Origin of the sequence: Nocardia sp. NBC_01377, assembly GCF_045040005.1 — a bacterium.
GTDB classification, from domain to species: domain Bacteria; phylum Actinomycetota; class Actinomycetes; order Mycobacteriales; family Mycobacteriaceae; genus Nocardia; species Nocardia noduli.
Window position 1 is genome coordinate 4,813,235 of sequence record NZ_CP109566.1, and the last position, 14,681, is coordinate 4,827,915.

Below are 14,681 nucleotides of genomic sequence, written 5' to 3' on the forward strand. Positions count from 1 at the left end.
ACCCCTCGCTCGAACAACTCTCAGGAGCACCGTCGTGAAACGTATTACGGCCATCGCCACTCTGGCGCTGACCACCGCCCTCGCGCTCAGCGCGTGCGGCGGATTGGGCAGCACCACCGAGGATTCCGCCGGGCCGACCGCCACGATCCCCGAACTCGGCGCCGACCAGAAGGTGTCGATCGTCTTCGAGTCCTACAACTACGGTCTGGCGGGCGCGTGGACGGATACGTTCGACGCGCTGCTCACCGAATTCCGGGCCAAGCACCCGAATATCACGGTGACCGCGCAGAAGCCGCAGGGCAACAGCCCGAATCCGGCCACCGACACCATCTCCAGCATCCAGAACCAGATGGTGGCGGGGACGCCGCCCGATGTCGCGCAGCTCGGTTTCAGCGATCTGGATTTCACCGTCAACCAGTTGCAGGCCAAATCCCTCGACGGGCTGGTCGGTAAGACCGAGGTGCAGCGCAATTTCGACGGCACGCACCCGTTCGCGCCGCGCGCCCGCACGCTGGCCGACTGGAACGGCGCGACCTACGGTGTGCCGTTCGTCTTCTCGACTCCGGTGCTGTACTTCAACGCCTCGCTGTTCACCGAGGCCGGACTCGATCCGGCCAACCCGCCGAGCACCTGGCAGCAGGTCGCGCAGGCGGCCTCCGCGATCGCCCAGAAGACCGGTAAGGGCGGTGTGTACATCGACTGCCTCACCAAGACCGCGAAGGACTGGTGCTTCCAGTCGATGGTCCGCTCCAACGGCGGCCGGGTGATCTCCGAGGATCGGCGCACCCTCACCTACGCCGACGACGCCTCGGTCGAGGTCGTCGGCATGGCACAGGATCTGGTCCGCACCGGCGGGATGCCGACGCTGAACCAGAAGCAGGGCTACGAGGCGTTCGGTCGCGGCGAGATCGGCATGATCCTGGAGACGAGCGCCATCCAGGGCACCTTCGTCAAGGGCGCCGAGGGCAAATGGGATCTGCGGTCGGCGCCGATGCCGAGTTTCGGCGCGAAGACCACTGTTCCCACCAATTCCGGTGCCTCGCTCTACATTCTGTCCAACGATCCGGCCAAGCAGCGCGCCTCGTGGGAACTGATCCGGTTCCTCACCAGCGAACAGGCCTACGTGAAGATCTCGCAGGGTATCGGCTACCTGCCGCTGCGCACCGGTCTGCTGACCGACCCGAACGGTTTGCAGGAATGGTCACGTCGTAACCCGCTGCTGGCCCCCAATGTCGCGCAGCTGGCGAATATGGAGCCGTGGATCTCCATGCCGGGAACCAACTACCTGCAGATCCGCGACGGCATGATGGATGCCGTCGAGGCGGTCGTCTTCCAGGGCAAGGATCCGAAGTCCACCCTGACCGCCGCACAGGATCAGGGCCGCAAACTCCTCCCGGCAGCATGAGTACGCGCAACGGCGGACCGGCCGGACATCTCGGGCACACCGACACGATCACCGTCGTCCAGTTGACCGATACCCATCTGCGAGCCGAGGGTGAACTGGTCCACGGCTCAATCGACACCCACGCCAACCTGCTCGCGGTGCTGGACCGGCTCGCCGTTGCGCGACGACCCGTCGACGCCATCGTGCTGTCGGGTGATCTCGCCGACAACGGTGCGCCGCAGGCCTATCGGAGGCTGCGCGCTGCTGTCGAACCGGTGGCCGACGCCCTCGGTGCCAGGATCGTCTACGTCATGGGCAATCACGACGAGCGGTCGGCCTTCGGCGAGGAACTGCTCGGGCGCACCGTCGATCCGGACCTGCCGCTCGACAGTGTCGTCGACGTGGCGGGCCTGCGGATCATCGCCTTGGACAGCACGATTCCCGGGCACCACCACGGGCGGCTCTCCGAACAGCAATTGGCGTGGCTCGCCGAGGTATTGAGCACGCCCGCACCGCGCGGCACGCTGCTCGCACTGCACCATCCACCGGTGCCCTCGCCCATTCCCGGACCGGATTTCCTGCGACTGGAACATCCGGATCTGCTGGCGTCGGCGCTCGCGGGTTCCGATGTCGGCATGATCGTCTGCGGGCACAATCACCTCACCGGCGCGGCGGCGCTCGCGGGGATCCCGGTGTGGGTGGCGCCCGCGCTGTCCTACCGGATCGACACCCTCGCGCCGCAGGGCAGGCATCGCGGCGTCGTCGGATTCGGTTTCACCCGAATCGACGTGCTGGGATCGGGGATGGTGGCCACCGCGGTGGAGGCCACCGCGGCGACGACGGTCTACGACCGACCCGAACAGGAAGTCCTCGATCAGCTCGCCGCTCTGGCCGAGCGGCGGTGATCCGGTGTTCGTCGTCGAATCCTCGCTCGCACCCGCCACGCGGCCGGACCGCGATGAACTCGCGGTAGATCGCGTACCCGACGACGGCACCGACACGGTCACCTCGGTCCCGGGCGCGGTTCGCGCGCCCGGGACCGGCCGGTGGGCTTCGCTACCGCGCCGCGTCGGACGCACCGCGGTCCCCTATCTGTATCTGGCCCCCGCGATAGCCCTGCTGGTGATCTTCACCTATCGCCCGTTGGTCCAGGCGTTCGAACTGTCCACCTACTCATGGAATCTGCTGCCGAGCTCCCCCATGAAACCGGTGGGCACCGGCAATTACGAACGGCTGCTCGACCTTCCGGCTTTCCGTGATTCGCTGTGGCGCACCGTCGTGCTGATCGTGGGCCTGATTCCGTTCACGGTGCTGCTGCCCGCGGCGCTCGCCCTGGCCGGACGTCGGGTCTCGCCCCGGGCGAGGACCATCTACCAGGCCTTCATCTTCACCCCGTTCCTCGTCGCGCCCGTCGCGGCGGCCGCCGTCTGGCGCTGGCTGCTGCATCCGGGTGGCGGCGCGGTGGACCAGGTGCTGCGCTCGGATCGCAACTGGGTCTACGACACCGACACCGCCCAGGGCGTGATCATCGTGATCACCGGCTGGCAACTGCTGGGATTCGCGGTGCTCGTGGTCTGGGCGGGGCTGGCCGGGATCAGTCCCGACTACGACGAGGCGGCCCGCGTCGACGGCGCGTCCCCCGGTCAGATCCGGCGCTGGATCACCCTGCCGCTACTCGCGCCGACCCTGATGTTCCTGGTCCTGACCACCGTATTGCTCACGCCGACACTGACTTTCCCGCTCATCGATTCGATGACCCAGGGCGGTCCGTCCCAGTCCACCACCAATATCTACTACCTGCTCTGGGATTACGCCTTCCACAGTTTCGACGCCGGACTCAGTGCCGCGGCGGGCGTGCTGCTGTTCCTCGGTTTCGGCGCCGTCGCGGGGCTGCTCGTGTGGATCTCGGAAAGGCTTTCCTTCCATGACGATTGACCGATTGCGCGGACTCGGGAGCCACCTGCTGCTGGCGGGCACCGCGTTGCTGTGCGCCTTCCCGATCTACTGGCTGTTCGCGACCTCGCTGCGCAGACCGTCGGATGTGATGTCGCTGTCCCCGATCCCGTGGCCGCTGTCGGTGGACAACTACACCGACGCGGCGCGCAAGGTCGACGTGGCCCAGCTGATCGCGAACACCTTCGCGGTGGCGCTGCTGTCGGCCTCGGCGCAGCTGCTCATCGCGCTGCTGGCCTCCTACGCCTTCGCCATGTACACCTTCCCGCTGCAACGGGTGCTGTATCTGGGTTTCGTCGGGATCTGGCTGGTGCCGTTCCAGGTCACCATGCTGCCGAACTATGTACTGCTCAACCAACTGGGACTGATCGACACCCTGGTCGGCGTCGCCCTGCCGACGCTGTGCTCGGCGCTGGCGGTACTGCTGATGCGCCAGCACATGGCCGCCTTCCCCAAGGAACTCGTCGCCGCCGCGAAAATCGACGGGCGCTCGTCGTGGTCGATCCTGTGGACGGTGGTCGTGCCGAATCTGCGGCCCGCGCTGGCCGCGCTGGCGATCCTGCTGTTCATCAACTCGTGGAACGAGTACTTCTGGCCCGCGGTGGTGATGCGCCGCTCCAACGGCGTGCTGCAACTCGGGCTGCGCAGTTTCATGGGCACCGAGGGTGACGACTGGGGGCCGATGATGGCGCTGGCCGGACTGGCCTGCCTGCCGGTGCTGGTGCTCTACCTGCTGCTGCAACGCCATATCGTCAACGCGTTCGTGCGCTCGGGGTTGAAATGACTCACACCGCGACGGTGTCCTCGTCCACCGCGGGGACACTGTCGAGGAACAGACCGACCGCCGGATTGGTCTCCTCGGCCCGCCAGACCGCGAAGAGGTCGAGTGTCGGCACCGGGTCGAGCAGTTTCACCGCGACGGCGGCGGAATCCGGCCCGCCCATCTGCATCGACTGCGCCCTCGGCAGGGACGCGAAACCCACCAGCGGTCGCACCGAGACCATATGTCCGGTTGCCCCGGGATCGTCGGCGGTCTGCACCACGTCGAGGGCGATCCGATTGACGGCGGCGGCGCGGAAGATGGCGTCGTACATGGCCGGACACTGTTCCCTGGCGAACAGCACGCACTGCTGATCGGCGAGTTCGGCGAACCGGACACCGGAGCGGCCCGCCCAGTGGTGGGTGCGTCCGACCACGGCGACCAGCGGAATGCGGCGCAGTAATCGCCGGTAGCGGAATTCCGACGTGGTCGGCTGCCCGTAGATCAGCCCGACGTCGAGAGTGCCCTCACGTAGCGCCGCGAGCTGTGGGCCGGTGCGTTTCTCCCACAGCGACACGGTGATGTCGGGATTCTCGGAAGTCATCCTGGCCAGGGCGGTGGGCAGCACATGCCTGCTCGCGGGCAGGTTATATCCGATGTCGAGCGTTCCGGTCCGGCCCGCCGCCGCGGCCTTCGCGACTTCGGCGGCCCGGTCGAGCTGGGCGACGATGAGTTTGGCCTGTCCCTCGAATTCCCGCCCGGCCGGGGTCAACCGCACTTCGTGGGAATTGCGGGATACCAACTGGACATCGAGGGACCGCTCCAGTTTCTGCAACTGGGCGCTCAGACTCGGTTGGGTCAGATGCAGCCGCTGCGCGGCGCGACCGAAATGCAGTTCCTCCGCGAGAGCGAGGAACGAAACAAGATGCCGGAGCTCCATACCGACTCCTTCCCGGTACTCGCTACCGTATCGGGGGCGGGTAACCGGGAATGAATCACGCGGTAACGGGCGAGACCGGTTGGGTGGCCGACCGGTTGCCGGTCAGGCGAATTTGATCTCGAGTCCGATGCCGAGGATGGCGATGAGCCACACCAGACCGGTGAAGATCGTGACACGGTCGAGGTTCTTCTCGACGACTGTGGATCCCGACAGGCTCGACTGCACGCCGCCACCGAAAAGGCTGGACAGGCCTCCACCCTTGGCGCGGTGCAGCAGCACCAACAGCACCAGCAGCAGGCTGGTGATGATCAGGAGGATATCCAGGAACATCCGCATGCCGGTCAGTCTATGGGGTGGGTTTGCCCAGCACCTAATGGACCCGGCCGGGCGGTCTATAGGGCTCGACGGCGACCAGGTGGGTGATCTGCTCCTCACCGACGGTGAACCGCAGGACATCCTGTTCCCTGAGCTGGTCCTGCGCGGTCAGCCGCACCTGGTGCTGGTGCATGTGCTCGGCCCAGGACCGCACGACGAACGCCTCCACGTACCGGTCGAGCACGCCGACGTCGCGGTAGAGCCGCCATTCCATGGCGCCGGTGCGCTGGCGGGAGCGGCCGAGGAAGGCCATGGCCGCGAGGAATTCGTCGGCGCGCTCGGCGGGCACGTCGTAGGTCCGCAACACCATGACCGGTCCCTCCTCCGGATCCGGCTCGACCACCAGCTGCGGCTCGGGCCAGAACGCCGACGGCGTCAGATCCAGTTCCTCGGCGTTGTGCCGAATCGGCAACCACACGCTGCTCAGCGCGCTACAGGCCAGCAGTGCCGCGGCGATCAGCAAGGCCGACACGGTGCCGAGCGCTCCCGCGACCAGTCCCCACAGCAGTGATCCGATGGCTTGGCCGCCCATGAACACCAGCAGGTAGACCGAGAGCCCGCGAGCGCGCACCCACGCGGGCAACAGCAGTTGCATCGTGGAATTCATCGTCGACATGGCAAGCAGCCAGGCCAGGCCCGCGCCGACGAGCAGCAGCAGCACCAGCGGCACCGAACGCAGCAGCGCGGCGCCCGCCGTCGCGACGCCGAACAGGACCGAGGCCGCGGTGAGCCGCTGCGTCGGGGTGAGCAGGGTGCGGATCCTGGACAGCCCGAGCGCGCCGAGTACCGCGCCCACACCGAGCGCGCCGAGCATCAGCCCGTAGCCGGACGCGGACAGACCGAGTTCGTCGCGGGCGACCACGGGCAGCAGCGCCCACAGCGCGCTGGCGGGGGCGATGAACAGGATCGAACGCAGCAGCACCCGCCGGATGGCCGGGGCGGCGCGGATGAACCGGGTGCCGGCCTGGAGCGCGGCCAACGGCCGTTCGCTGGGCAGTGCGCGATCGGTGGGAGGTCGCCGCCAGAACAGCAGCACCGCGACGATGCCGCCGAAGGACACCGCGTTGAGCGCGAAGACCAGGGTCGGTCCCGATATCGTGACGAGCACGCCCGCGATGGCGGGCCCGACCGCGCGGCCGATATTGATATTCATACTGCCGAGCGCGGCCACGGCGACGATCTGCTGACGCGGGACCAGTTCCGGTTGGATCGCCTGCCACGCCGGGGCGGTGAGCGCCTGCCCGCAGCCGAGCAGGAACAGCAGGGTCAGCAGGATCGCGGGAGTGGTATGCCCGGACGCGGTGGTGATCGCCAGTATCGCGGCCAGCACCGCCATCGCCGATTGCGCGCCGAGCAGCAGCCTGCGCCGGTCGACGAGATCGGCGATCACCCCGGAAGGAATGGAAAGCAGCATCACCGGGAGGGTGATCGCGGTCTGCACCAGGGACACCAGCGTCGCGGCGTTCGGTTCGTCGACCAGGATCCACTGCGCGCCGACGGTCTGCATCCAGGTACCGAGATTCGAGACCAACTGCGCGATCCACAACGCCCGGTAGATCGGCGTTCGCAGCGGCGCCCAGGTAGACAGTGGGCTCGGCGCGTCGGCTGTGGTCACTCGCCAGAGCATATCGCTCGCCGCGCCAGGCCAGAGGCGCCCTGCGACGAACCGAAGGGCCGGGGGTGTGGGCAGCGCGGAGCGGACGAATCGGGCCGTCGCCGTCGCCGTTCGTTTGGCGCGGCACCCATTACCCGACGGTCGCGTGACTACCATCGGACGCATGTCGGCATACTCGGCTCGCCTGGCACCGCTGTTGTTACTCGCCGCGTTCGGTGTGGTCGGCTGCTCGGACAACGACCCGGATGCGGCGACGCCATCATCCACATCGACGACCTCGGCCGCGTCGACCGCGAACACCGCGGGGGCCACTCCGATGGGCCACACCTACATCTCCACGATGGTGCAGGGCACTCCGATTCCCGGCGACGGACCGCTGACTCTCACCTTCGCCGACAATCGCGTCAGCGGGTACGCGGGCTGCAACACCGCGTCGGGTTCGGTGACCTTCGACGGCGACGTCCTGCGCGTGGGCGACCTCGCGAGCACCCTGATCGGCTGCCCCGAACCACAGGCCGACGCGGACCAGTGGATGAACACCCTGCTGACCGCCGCTCCCACCTGGCGCCTCGAGGGTACGACCCTGACACTGCGGGCCAAGGATCAGACAGTCACCCTGGTCGACAGGAAGGTCGCCAGCCCCGACAAACCGCTGAAGGGCACCGACTGGGTGGTGACCGAGATCATCACCCAGGATGCCCGCACGACGTCACGAACCCTCGCCGAGGCCAGGCCGACGCTGCTGATCGCCGAGGACGGCACCGTCTCCGGCACCACCGGCTGCAACAGGATGACGGGTAGCGCCGACGTCGCCCCTTCGGGTTCGCCGATCACCTTCCAGCTCGCGACCACCAGAATGGCCTGTCCCCCGGAGGTCATGGAAGTCGAGTCCGCCGTCCTCTCGGCACTGGACGGCACCACGACCGCGAATATCGACGCCGACACCCTCACCCTGCGCAACCCCAACAACACCGGCCTGGTACTCCACGCGACGTAGCCCCGAAACCCCGCGTTCACGACGTAGCCCGGAACCCCACATCCGCGACGAAACCCGAAAACCCCATTCGCGGCATAGCCCGAAACTCCGCGTTCGCGGCATAGCCCCGAAACCCCCGTTCACGGGTAGCCCGAAACCCCCCATCCCGGCGCAGCCCCGAAACCCCGCGTTCGCGGCATAGCCCCGAAACTCCCGTTCGCGACGAAACCCGACCCCCACGTTCGCGGCCCGTCTCGCGTCCGAGGGGGCGAAGCGAAGCGACGCAGTCGCCAGCTTCGCCCCCTCGGACGCGAGACACAAGGGGGCCGCGAACCCGCGGCCCCGGCCGCCAATTACAGGGGGCCGCCCGCGGCGATGGCCGACAGGGTGGCGAATTCGTCACCCTTCAGCGAAGCGCCGCCGACCAGCGCGCCGTCGATATCGGTCTGACCGACAAGCTCGCCGACGTTCTTGGCGTTGACCGAACCGCCGTAGAGTACCCTGACCTCGGCGGCGATCTCCGGCGAGGCCAATTCGGCCAGTTCCTTACGGATGGCGCCGCAGACTTCCTGCGCGTCCGCGGGCGTGGCGACCTTGCCGGTGCCGATCGCCCAGACCGGTTCGTAGGCGATGACGACCTTCGAGATCTGTTCGGCCGTCAGACCTTTGAGCGAACCGCGCAACTGCTCGAGGTTGTATTCGACGTGGGTGCCCGCCTCGCGCACGTTCAGGCCCTCGCCGATGCACACGATCGGGGTGATCCCGAACTTCAGCGCCTGCTTGGCCTTGGCGAGCACGGTGGCGTCGTCCTCGAGGTGGTACTGCCGCCGTTCCGAGTGGCCGACGACCACGAAACTGCACCCCAGCTTGGCGAGCATCGCGCCACTGATCTCGCCGGTGTAGGCGCCTTCGTCGTGGGTGGAGACATCCTGCGCACCAAAGGTGAGCAGGAGTTTGTCCCCTTCGACGAGGGTCTGCACGCTGCGCAGGTCGACGAACGGCGGAACGACCGTCACGTCGACCTTGGCGAAATACTTCTCCGGCAGCGCGAAGGCGATCTTCTGAACCAGGGCGATGGCCTCGAGGTGATTGAGGTTCATCTTCCAGTTGCCCGCGATGAGCGGTTTACGTGCCATTACTCGGCCTCTCCCGCTGCGTCTTCGAGAACACTGATGCCGGGCAGTTCCTTACCCTCGAGGTATTCGAGGGAGGCGCCGCCGCCGGTGGAGATGTGCGAGAACCCGTCCTCGGGCACGCCGAGGGTGCGCACGGCCGCGGCCGAGTCACCGCCGCCGACGACCGTGAACGCGCCCTTGCCGGTCGCGACGACGATCGCCTCGGCGACACCTCGCGTGCCCGCGGCGAACTTCTCGAACTCGAACACGCCCATCGGGCCGTTCCAGAACACCGTCTTCGCCTCGGTCAGCAGCGCGGAGAACCGGCTCACCGACTCGGGGCCGATGTCCAGGCCCATCCAGCCGTCGGGAATCTCGTTGGCGTCGACCACCTTCGACTCCGCGTCGGCGGCGAATCCGTCGGCCACCACGATGTCGCGCGGCAGATGGATGACGTCGGCGTAGCGATCGAGCAATCCCTTGCAGGTGTCGATCATCTCGTCCTGCTTGAGCGAGTTTCCGACCGAGAAGCCTTGCGCGGCAAGGAAGGTGAAGCACATGCCGCCGCCGATCACCAGGGTGTCGACCTTGGGGGCGAGCGCCTCGATGACGGCCAGCTTGTCCGAGACCTTGGACCCGCCGAGCACCACCGCGGACGGTCGCTGCGCTTCTGCGGTGAGCTTGGCCAGCACCTCGATCTCGGCCGCGACCAGCGTGCCCGCGTAGTGCGGGAGCAGCTGCGCGACGTCGAATACCGACGCCTGCTTGCGGTGTACGACGCCGAAACCGTCGGAGACGAACGCGCCGTCCTCGCCGACCAGTTCGACCAGGGCGGCGGCCAGCTCGGCCCGCTCGGCGTCGTCCTTGCTGGTCTCGCGCGGATCGAACCGCACGTTCTCCAGCAGCAGCACGTCACCGTCGGTGAGGCCCTCCGAGCGCGACAGCGCGTCGTACCCGACGACGTCGCCCGCCAGCTGGACGTTGCGGCCCAGCAGTTCGGCCAGCTTCACCGCGACCGGCGCCAGCGAGAACTTCGGATCCGGTTCGCCCTTCGGACGGCCCAGATGCGCTGTGACGACCACCTTCGCGCCGGCCTCGACCAGCGCCTTCAGGGTCGGCACCGACGCGATGATGCGCCCGGGATCGGTGATCTGTCCGTTGTCGTCGAGAGGGACGTTCAGGTCGGAGCGCACGAGTACGCCCCGACCCTCGACACCCTCCGCCAGGAGATCCTGGAGTGTCTTGACGCCCATATGTCAGAGCGACTTGCCGACGAGACCGATGAGGTCAGCGAGGCGGTTGGAGTAGCCCCACTCGTTGTCGTACCAGGAGACGACCTTGACCTGGTTGTCGATCACCTTGGTCAGCGGCGCGTCGTAGATCGACGAGTGCGGATCGGTGACGATGTCGCTGGACACGATCGGGTCCACGTTGTACTTCAGGATGCCCTTGAGCGGGCCCTCGGCGGCGGCCTTGTAGGCGGCGTTGATCTCGTCGACGGTGGCCGACTTGCGCAGCGTCGCGGTGAGGTCGGTGACCGAACCCGTGGGGACCGGCACGCGCAGCGCGTAGCCGTCGAGCTTGCCCTGCAACTCCGGGAGCACCAAGCCGATGGCCTTGGCCGCTCCGGTGCCGGTGGGCACGATGTTCAGCGCGGCCGCGCGGGCGCGACGCAGGTCGCTGTGCGGGGCGTCCTGCAGGTTCTGGTCCTGGGTGTAGGCGTGGATCGTGGTCATCAGGCCACGCTCGATGCCGAACTCGTCGTTGAGGACCTTGGCCAGCGGGCCGAGGCAGTTCGTGGTGCACGAGGCGTTCGAGATGATGTTCTGGCTGCCGTCGTACTGGTGATCGTTGACGCCGAGGACCACGGTGAGGTCCTCGCCCTTGGCGGGGGCGGAGATGATGACCTTCTTGGCGCCCGCCGCCAGGTGGCCCTTGGCCTTGGTCGCGTCGGTGAAGATACCGGTCGACTCGACGACCACGTCGACGCCGAGGTCGCCCCACGGCAGCGCCGCCGGGCCCTCCTTGATGGCCAGCGCCTTGATGCGCTGGTCGCCGACCACGATGGTGTCGTCGCCGTCCAAGGACACGTCCTGCGGCAAGCGGCCGAGGATCGAGTCGTACTTGAGCAGCGTGGCGAGAGTCGCGTTGTCGGTGAGGTCGTTGACCGCGACGATCTCGATGTCGGTGGTGCCGAGCGCCTTCTGCGCCTCCACCGCCCGGAAGAAGTTACGTCCGATACGACCGAAGCCGTTGATGCCTACCCGGACAGTCACGTTATCGCTCCTCAGCTTTCAAGCGGATTCATTCCGATGCCCCACTCACCCTAATGCCCTGCGCCGATCTCCCCGACATGCACCTGGCATTCATGAGCTCGCGCGACGCGACCGCAACACGGACGAAACACGACCGGCCGGGCGCGCCGCGTGTTCTCACGGTGTGCCCGGCCGGTCATGGCAATCGGTGTGCTGAACGCGGCGCTGCTACGCCTCGTCGAGCAGTTCGGCGGTGACCGCGGATTCGGTATCCGGAATGCCCAACTCCTTGGCCCGCCGGTCCGCCATCGACAACAACCGCCTGATCCGGCCCGCGACCGCGTCCTTGGTCATGGGCGGATCGGCCAGCTGGCCCAGTTCCTCCAGCGACGCCTGCCGGTGCTGTACGCGCAGTTTGCCCGCGGCGGCCAGATGGTCGGGCACGTCCTCGCCGAGAATTTCCAGCGCGCGTTCCACCCTGGCGGCCGCGGCGACCGCGGCACGGGCCGAACGACGCAGATTCGCGTCATCGAAATTGGCCAACCGGTTCGCCGTCGCCCTGACCTCGCGCCGCATCCGGCGCTCCTCCCAGGTGAGGCGGGTGTCCTGCGCGCCCATCCTGGTCAACAGCGCGCCGATCGCCTCACCGTCGCGGACCACGACACGGTCGGTGCCGCGCACCTCGCGGGCCTTGGCCGTGATGCCGAGCCGCCGAGCCGCGCCGACCAGCGCCAGCGCCGCCTCCGGACCCGGGCAGCTGACCTCGAGCGCCGAGGAGCGCCCGGGTTCGGTGAGCGAGCCGTGCGCGAGAAACGCACCGCGCCAGGCTGCTTCGGCGTCGGCGATACTGCCGCCGACCACCTGCGCGGGCAATCCGCGCACCGGACGGCCGCGCACGTCGAGCAGGCCGGTCTGGCGCGCCAGCGCCTCGCCCTCCTTCGACACCCGCACCACGTACCGCGAGGTCTTACGCAGGCCGCCCGCTCCGAGTACGTGTACGTCGGACCCGTACCCGTACAGCTCGAAGATCTCCCGGCGTAGCCGTCGCGCGATGGATCCCATGTCCACCTCGGCCTCGACGATCACCCGCCCGCCGACGATATGCAGGCCGCCCGCGAACCTCAGCAACGCGGACAACTCCGCCTTGCGAGAACTCACCTGCGACACCGTGAGCCTGCTCAACTCGTCTTTCACTTCGGCTGTCATCGCCACGAGACGCGCTCCTTTCCACCCAACCCGGACCGCACATCCGCGCCCATGTGCCGTCCCTCGACTCGAAGCCCTGCCATTTGCGGCCGAGGTTGCCGGATCAGGTGATCCAGTGCGGCGGCGAGCTTTCCGGGGTCATGCCGGGCCGTCCCCGCTTCGGCGACATCGCTGAAGGTTACCCGGGCCCGCAACTGTTCGGCAGCCCTGGCCACATGTTCGCGTTCCCGGCCCTCCGGAACACTGTTCGCGTCGACCAGAACTTCGTCTACCACGAATTCCGGTGCGTGCTGGGACAATACGTGCAGGTGTCGTTCGGCGGAGAAGCCCGCGGTCTCGCCGGGCTCCGCCGCGAGATTCAACACGAGGACTTTTCGCGCTCGCGTGTACACCAGCGCGTCCCGTAGTTCGGGCACGAGCACATGCGGAATCACGCTGGTGAACCACGAACCGGGGCCGAGCACAACCACATCGGCGTGCTCGATCGCCGAGGTCGCCTCCGTGCTCGCGGGCGGGTCGGACGGGATCAACCTGACTCGGCGCACCTTGCCCGGCGTCGTCGCCACCGCAACCTGTCCGCGAATGCAGCGGCTCACCCGCGGATCGGCCTCGAGTCCGGAGACGTCGGCCTCGATATCGAGCGCGATCGGCGACATGGGCAGCACGCGGCCGGTGATGCGCAGCATCTTGGCGACCTCGTCTAGCGCCGCGACCGGATCGCCGAGCACTTCGGTGAGGCCCGCCACGATCAGGTTGCCGACCGAATGTCCCGCCAGCGCGCCGGTCCCGCCGAAGCGATGCTGGACGGTTTTCGTCCACACCCCGTCGGGGTCATCGGCCAGCGCGGCGAGCGCCATCCTCAGGTCACCCGGCGGTAGCACGCCGAGTTCCGCGCGTAGCCTGCCGGAGGAACCGCCGTCGTCGGCGACCGTGACCACGGCGCAGATCTTGCGCGTCAACCGGCGCACCGCCGTCAACGTCGCGTACAGGCCGTGCCCGCCACCGAGTGCGACGACGGCGGGATTCGATTCCCACCCCGTCATTCGCGCCCCAGATCCCGATGCACGATCCGGACCACATCCGCGGAACCGTCCGATTCCCCGCCGATCGCCTCCCCCAGCCTTTCGGCTATCGCCACGCTGCGGTGTTTGCCTCCGGTGCAGCCCACTGCCACCGTCATGTATCGCTTCCCCTCTTGGCGGTAACCATTCGTCGTCAGATCGACCAGGTGGCGGCAGGTACTCAGATAATCGGCCGCGCCGGGACGCGACAGCACGTACTCGCTGACCACGGTGTCCTGTCCCGAACGTTCCCGGAGTTCCGGAATCCAATGCGGATTGGGTAGAAAACGCACATCCAACACCATGTCGGCGTCCAACGGAACCCCGTATTTGAAACCGAAGGACTGCACGGTCAACTGGAGAGCGGCAGGCGCGCCGCCGCCGTATGCCTCCTCCATCTTCCTGTGCAGTTGGTGGATCGATAGTTCGGTGGTGTCGATCACCAGATCGGCGGCGGTCTTGACCGGGGACAGCCGGATCCGCTCGGCGGCGATACCCGCCGACAACGTACCGTCGGCGCTCTCGCTCTGCAGCGGATGACGCCGCCTGGCGAAACCGAAGCGCCGGATCAGCACATCGTCGGACGCCTCGAGGAACAGCACCCTCGTGCGCACGCCCAGGGCGCGCAACTGCTCGATCACCACCGTGAGATCGTCGGTGAAGAATCTGCTGCGCACGTCCATGACCAGTGCCAACCGGGTGATGGGTGGCTCGGCCGAGACACCGAGTTCGACCATGCGGCCGAATAATTCGGGTGGCAGATTATCGGTGACATACCAGCCCAGGTCCTCGAGCACCCGCGCGGCTGTACCACGGCCCGCACCGGACAACCCGGTAACGATGACGACCTCGACCTGCTCTTGGAACCGGTTACCCGCGACCTGCCGCGGGCTGCCCGCACTATTGTTCGATTCGACGCGTGTCATGTCCTACCGGATCTGTGTTTTGGGGGCCTCTCGATCATCCCGCACCGGGTTCCGGTATCGGGCGCAGACACACAACGTACGCGATACCGGGGCCGCGGGTGCACTGATGCGCCCG

Annotated in this window: 14 protein-coding genes; 5 read left to right on the top strand and 9 right to left on the bottom strand. The window is 67.5% G+C overall.

Features of this window, described 5'->3' with window-relative positions; translation table 11 throughout:
- Positions 1-43: 43 nt before the first annotated feature.
- From OG225_RS22110 to OG225_RS22125, 4 genes are read left to right on the top strand one after another with little or no spacing between them, the layout of a single operon-like run.
- Positions 44-1,405, top strand: coding sequence for an ABC transporter substrate-binding protein (locus tag OG225_RS22110; RefSeq protein WP_405183331.1), 1,362 nt, complete (start codon positions 44-46; stop codon positions 1,403-1,405).
- Positions 1,402-2,289, top strand: coding sequence for a metallophosphoesterase (locus tag OG225_RS22115; RefSeq protein WP_405177082.1), 888 nt, complete (start codon positions 1,402-1,404; stop codon positions 2,287-2,289). Before OG225_RS22110 ends, OG225_RS22115 begins: the two co-directional genes overlap by 4 nt.
- A gap of 4 nt (positions 2,290-2,293) precedes the next feature.
- Complete coding sequence (locus tag OG225_RS22120; protein ID WP_405177083.1) at positions 2,294-3,319, top strand: carbohydrate ABC transporter permease; 1,026 nt, start codon at positions 2,294-2,296, stop codon at positions 3,317-3,319.
- Positions 3,309-4,121 (top strand): carbohydrate ABC transporter permease, encoded by an 813-nt coding sequence (locus tag OG225_RS22125; RefSeq protein WP_216911596.1) that lies wholly within the window; start codon positions 3,309-3,311, stop codon positions 4,119-4,121. The genes OG225_RS22120 and OG225_RS22125 overlap by 11 nt, the downstream gene beginning before the upstream one ends.
- Position 4,122: 1 nt before the next feature.
- On the opposite strand, the gene OG225_RS22130 is transcribed toward OG225_RS22125, so the two are convergent.
- The 3 genes from OG225_RS22130 to OG225_RS22140 all read right to left on the bottom strand — a co-directional run bounded on the left by OG225_RS22130 (position 4,123) and on the right by OG225_RS22140 (position 7,039).
- Positions 4,123-5,037 carry a LysR family transcriptional regulator gene (locus tag OG225_RS22130; RefSeq protein ID WP_405177084.1) on the bottom strand — a complete coding sequence of 305 codons (915 nt, stop codon included), beginning with the start codon at positions 5,035-5,037 and terminating at the stop codon, positions 4,123-4,125.
- A 102-nt stretch (positions 5,038-5,139) separates the two neighbouring features.
- Positions 5,140-5,373 carry a preprotein translocase subunit SecG gene (gene secG, locus OG225_RS22135; RefSeq protein ID WP_109526914.1) on the bottom strand — a complete coding sequence of 78 codons (234 nt, stop codon included), beginning with the start codon at positions 5,371-5,373 and terminating at the stop codon, positions 5,140-5,142.
- A 34-nt stretch (positions 5,374-5,407) separates the two neighbouring features.
- Complete coding sequence (locus OG225_RS22140) at positions 5,408-7,039, bottom strand: MFS transporter (protein WP_405177085.1); 1,632 nt, start codon at positions 7,037-7,039, stop codon at positions 5,408-5,410.
- 151 nt (positions 7,040-7,190) lie between these two features.
- Here OG225_RS22140 and OG225_RS22145 point away from each other — a divergent pair, with 151 nt between their 5' ends.
- Positions 7,191-8,024, top strand: a complete 834-nt coding sequence (locus tag OG225_RS22145) for an META domain-containing protein (RefSeq protein ID WP_405177086.1) — start codon at positions 7,191-7,193, stop codon at positions 8,022-8,024.
- A gap of 332 nt (positions 8,025-8,356) precedes the next feature.
- On the opposite strand, the gene tpiA is transcribed toward OG225_RS22145, so the two are convergent.
- The 6 genes from tpiA to rapZ form a co-directional block, all read right to left on the bottom strand.
- On the bottom strand, positions 8,357-9,139 hold the full coding sequence (gene tpiA / locus OG225_RS22150; RefSeq protein WP_405177087.1) for a triose-phosphate isomerase: 783 nt from the start codon (positions 9,137-9,139) through the stop codon (positions 8,357-8,359).
- On the bottom strand, positions 9,139-10,371 hold the full coding sequence (locus OG225_RS22155) for a phosphoglycerate kinase (RefSeq protein WP_405177088.1): 1,233 nt from the start codon (positions 10,369-10,371) through the stop codon (positions 9,139-9,141). Before OG225_RS22155 ends, tpiA begins: the two co-directional genes overlap by 1 nt.
- A gap of 3 nt (positions 10,372-10,374) precedes the next feature.
- Entirely contained in the window at positions 10,375-11,394 is a 1,020-nt protein-coding gene (gene gap / locus OG225_RS22160) for a type I glyceraldehyde-3-phosphate dehydrogenase (protein ID WP_216911668.1), read from the bottom strand.
- A gap of 207 nt (positions 11,395-11,601) precedes the next feature.
- Positions 11,602-12,579, bottom strand: a complete 978-nt coding sequence (whiA, locus tag OG225_RS22165; RefSeq protein WP_198654415.1) for a DNA-binding protein WhiA — start codon at positions 12,577-12,579, stop codon at positions 11,602-11,604.
- The gene (yvcK, locus tag OG225_RS22170) at positions 12,576-13,622 is read right to left on the bottom strand and encodes a uridine diphosphate-N-acetylglucosamine-binding protein YvcK (protein ID WP_405177089.1); all 1,047 of its coding nucleotides are present in this window, start codon (positions 13,620-13,622) and stop codon (positions 12,576-12,578) included. Before yvcK ends, whiA begins: the two co-directional genes overlap by 4 nt.
- Positions 13,619-14,566: an RNase adapter RapZ gene (rapZ, locus tag OG225_RS22175; RefSeq protein WP_405177090.1), complete on the bottom strand. Its 948-nt coding sequence runs from the start codon at positions 14,564-14,566 to the stop codon at positions 13,619-13,621. Before rapZ ends, yvcK begins: the two co-directional genes overlap by 4 nt.
- Between the last annotated feature and the right edge of the window lie 115 nt (positions 14,567-14,681).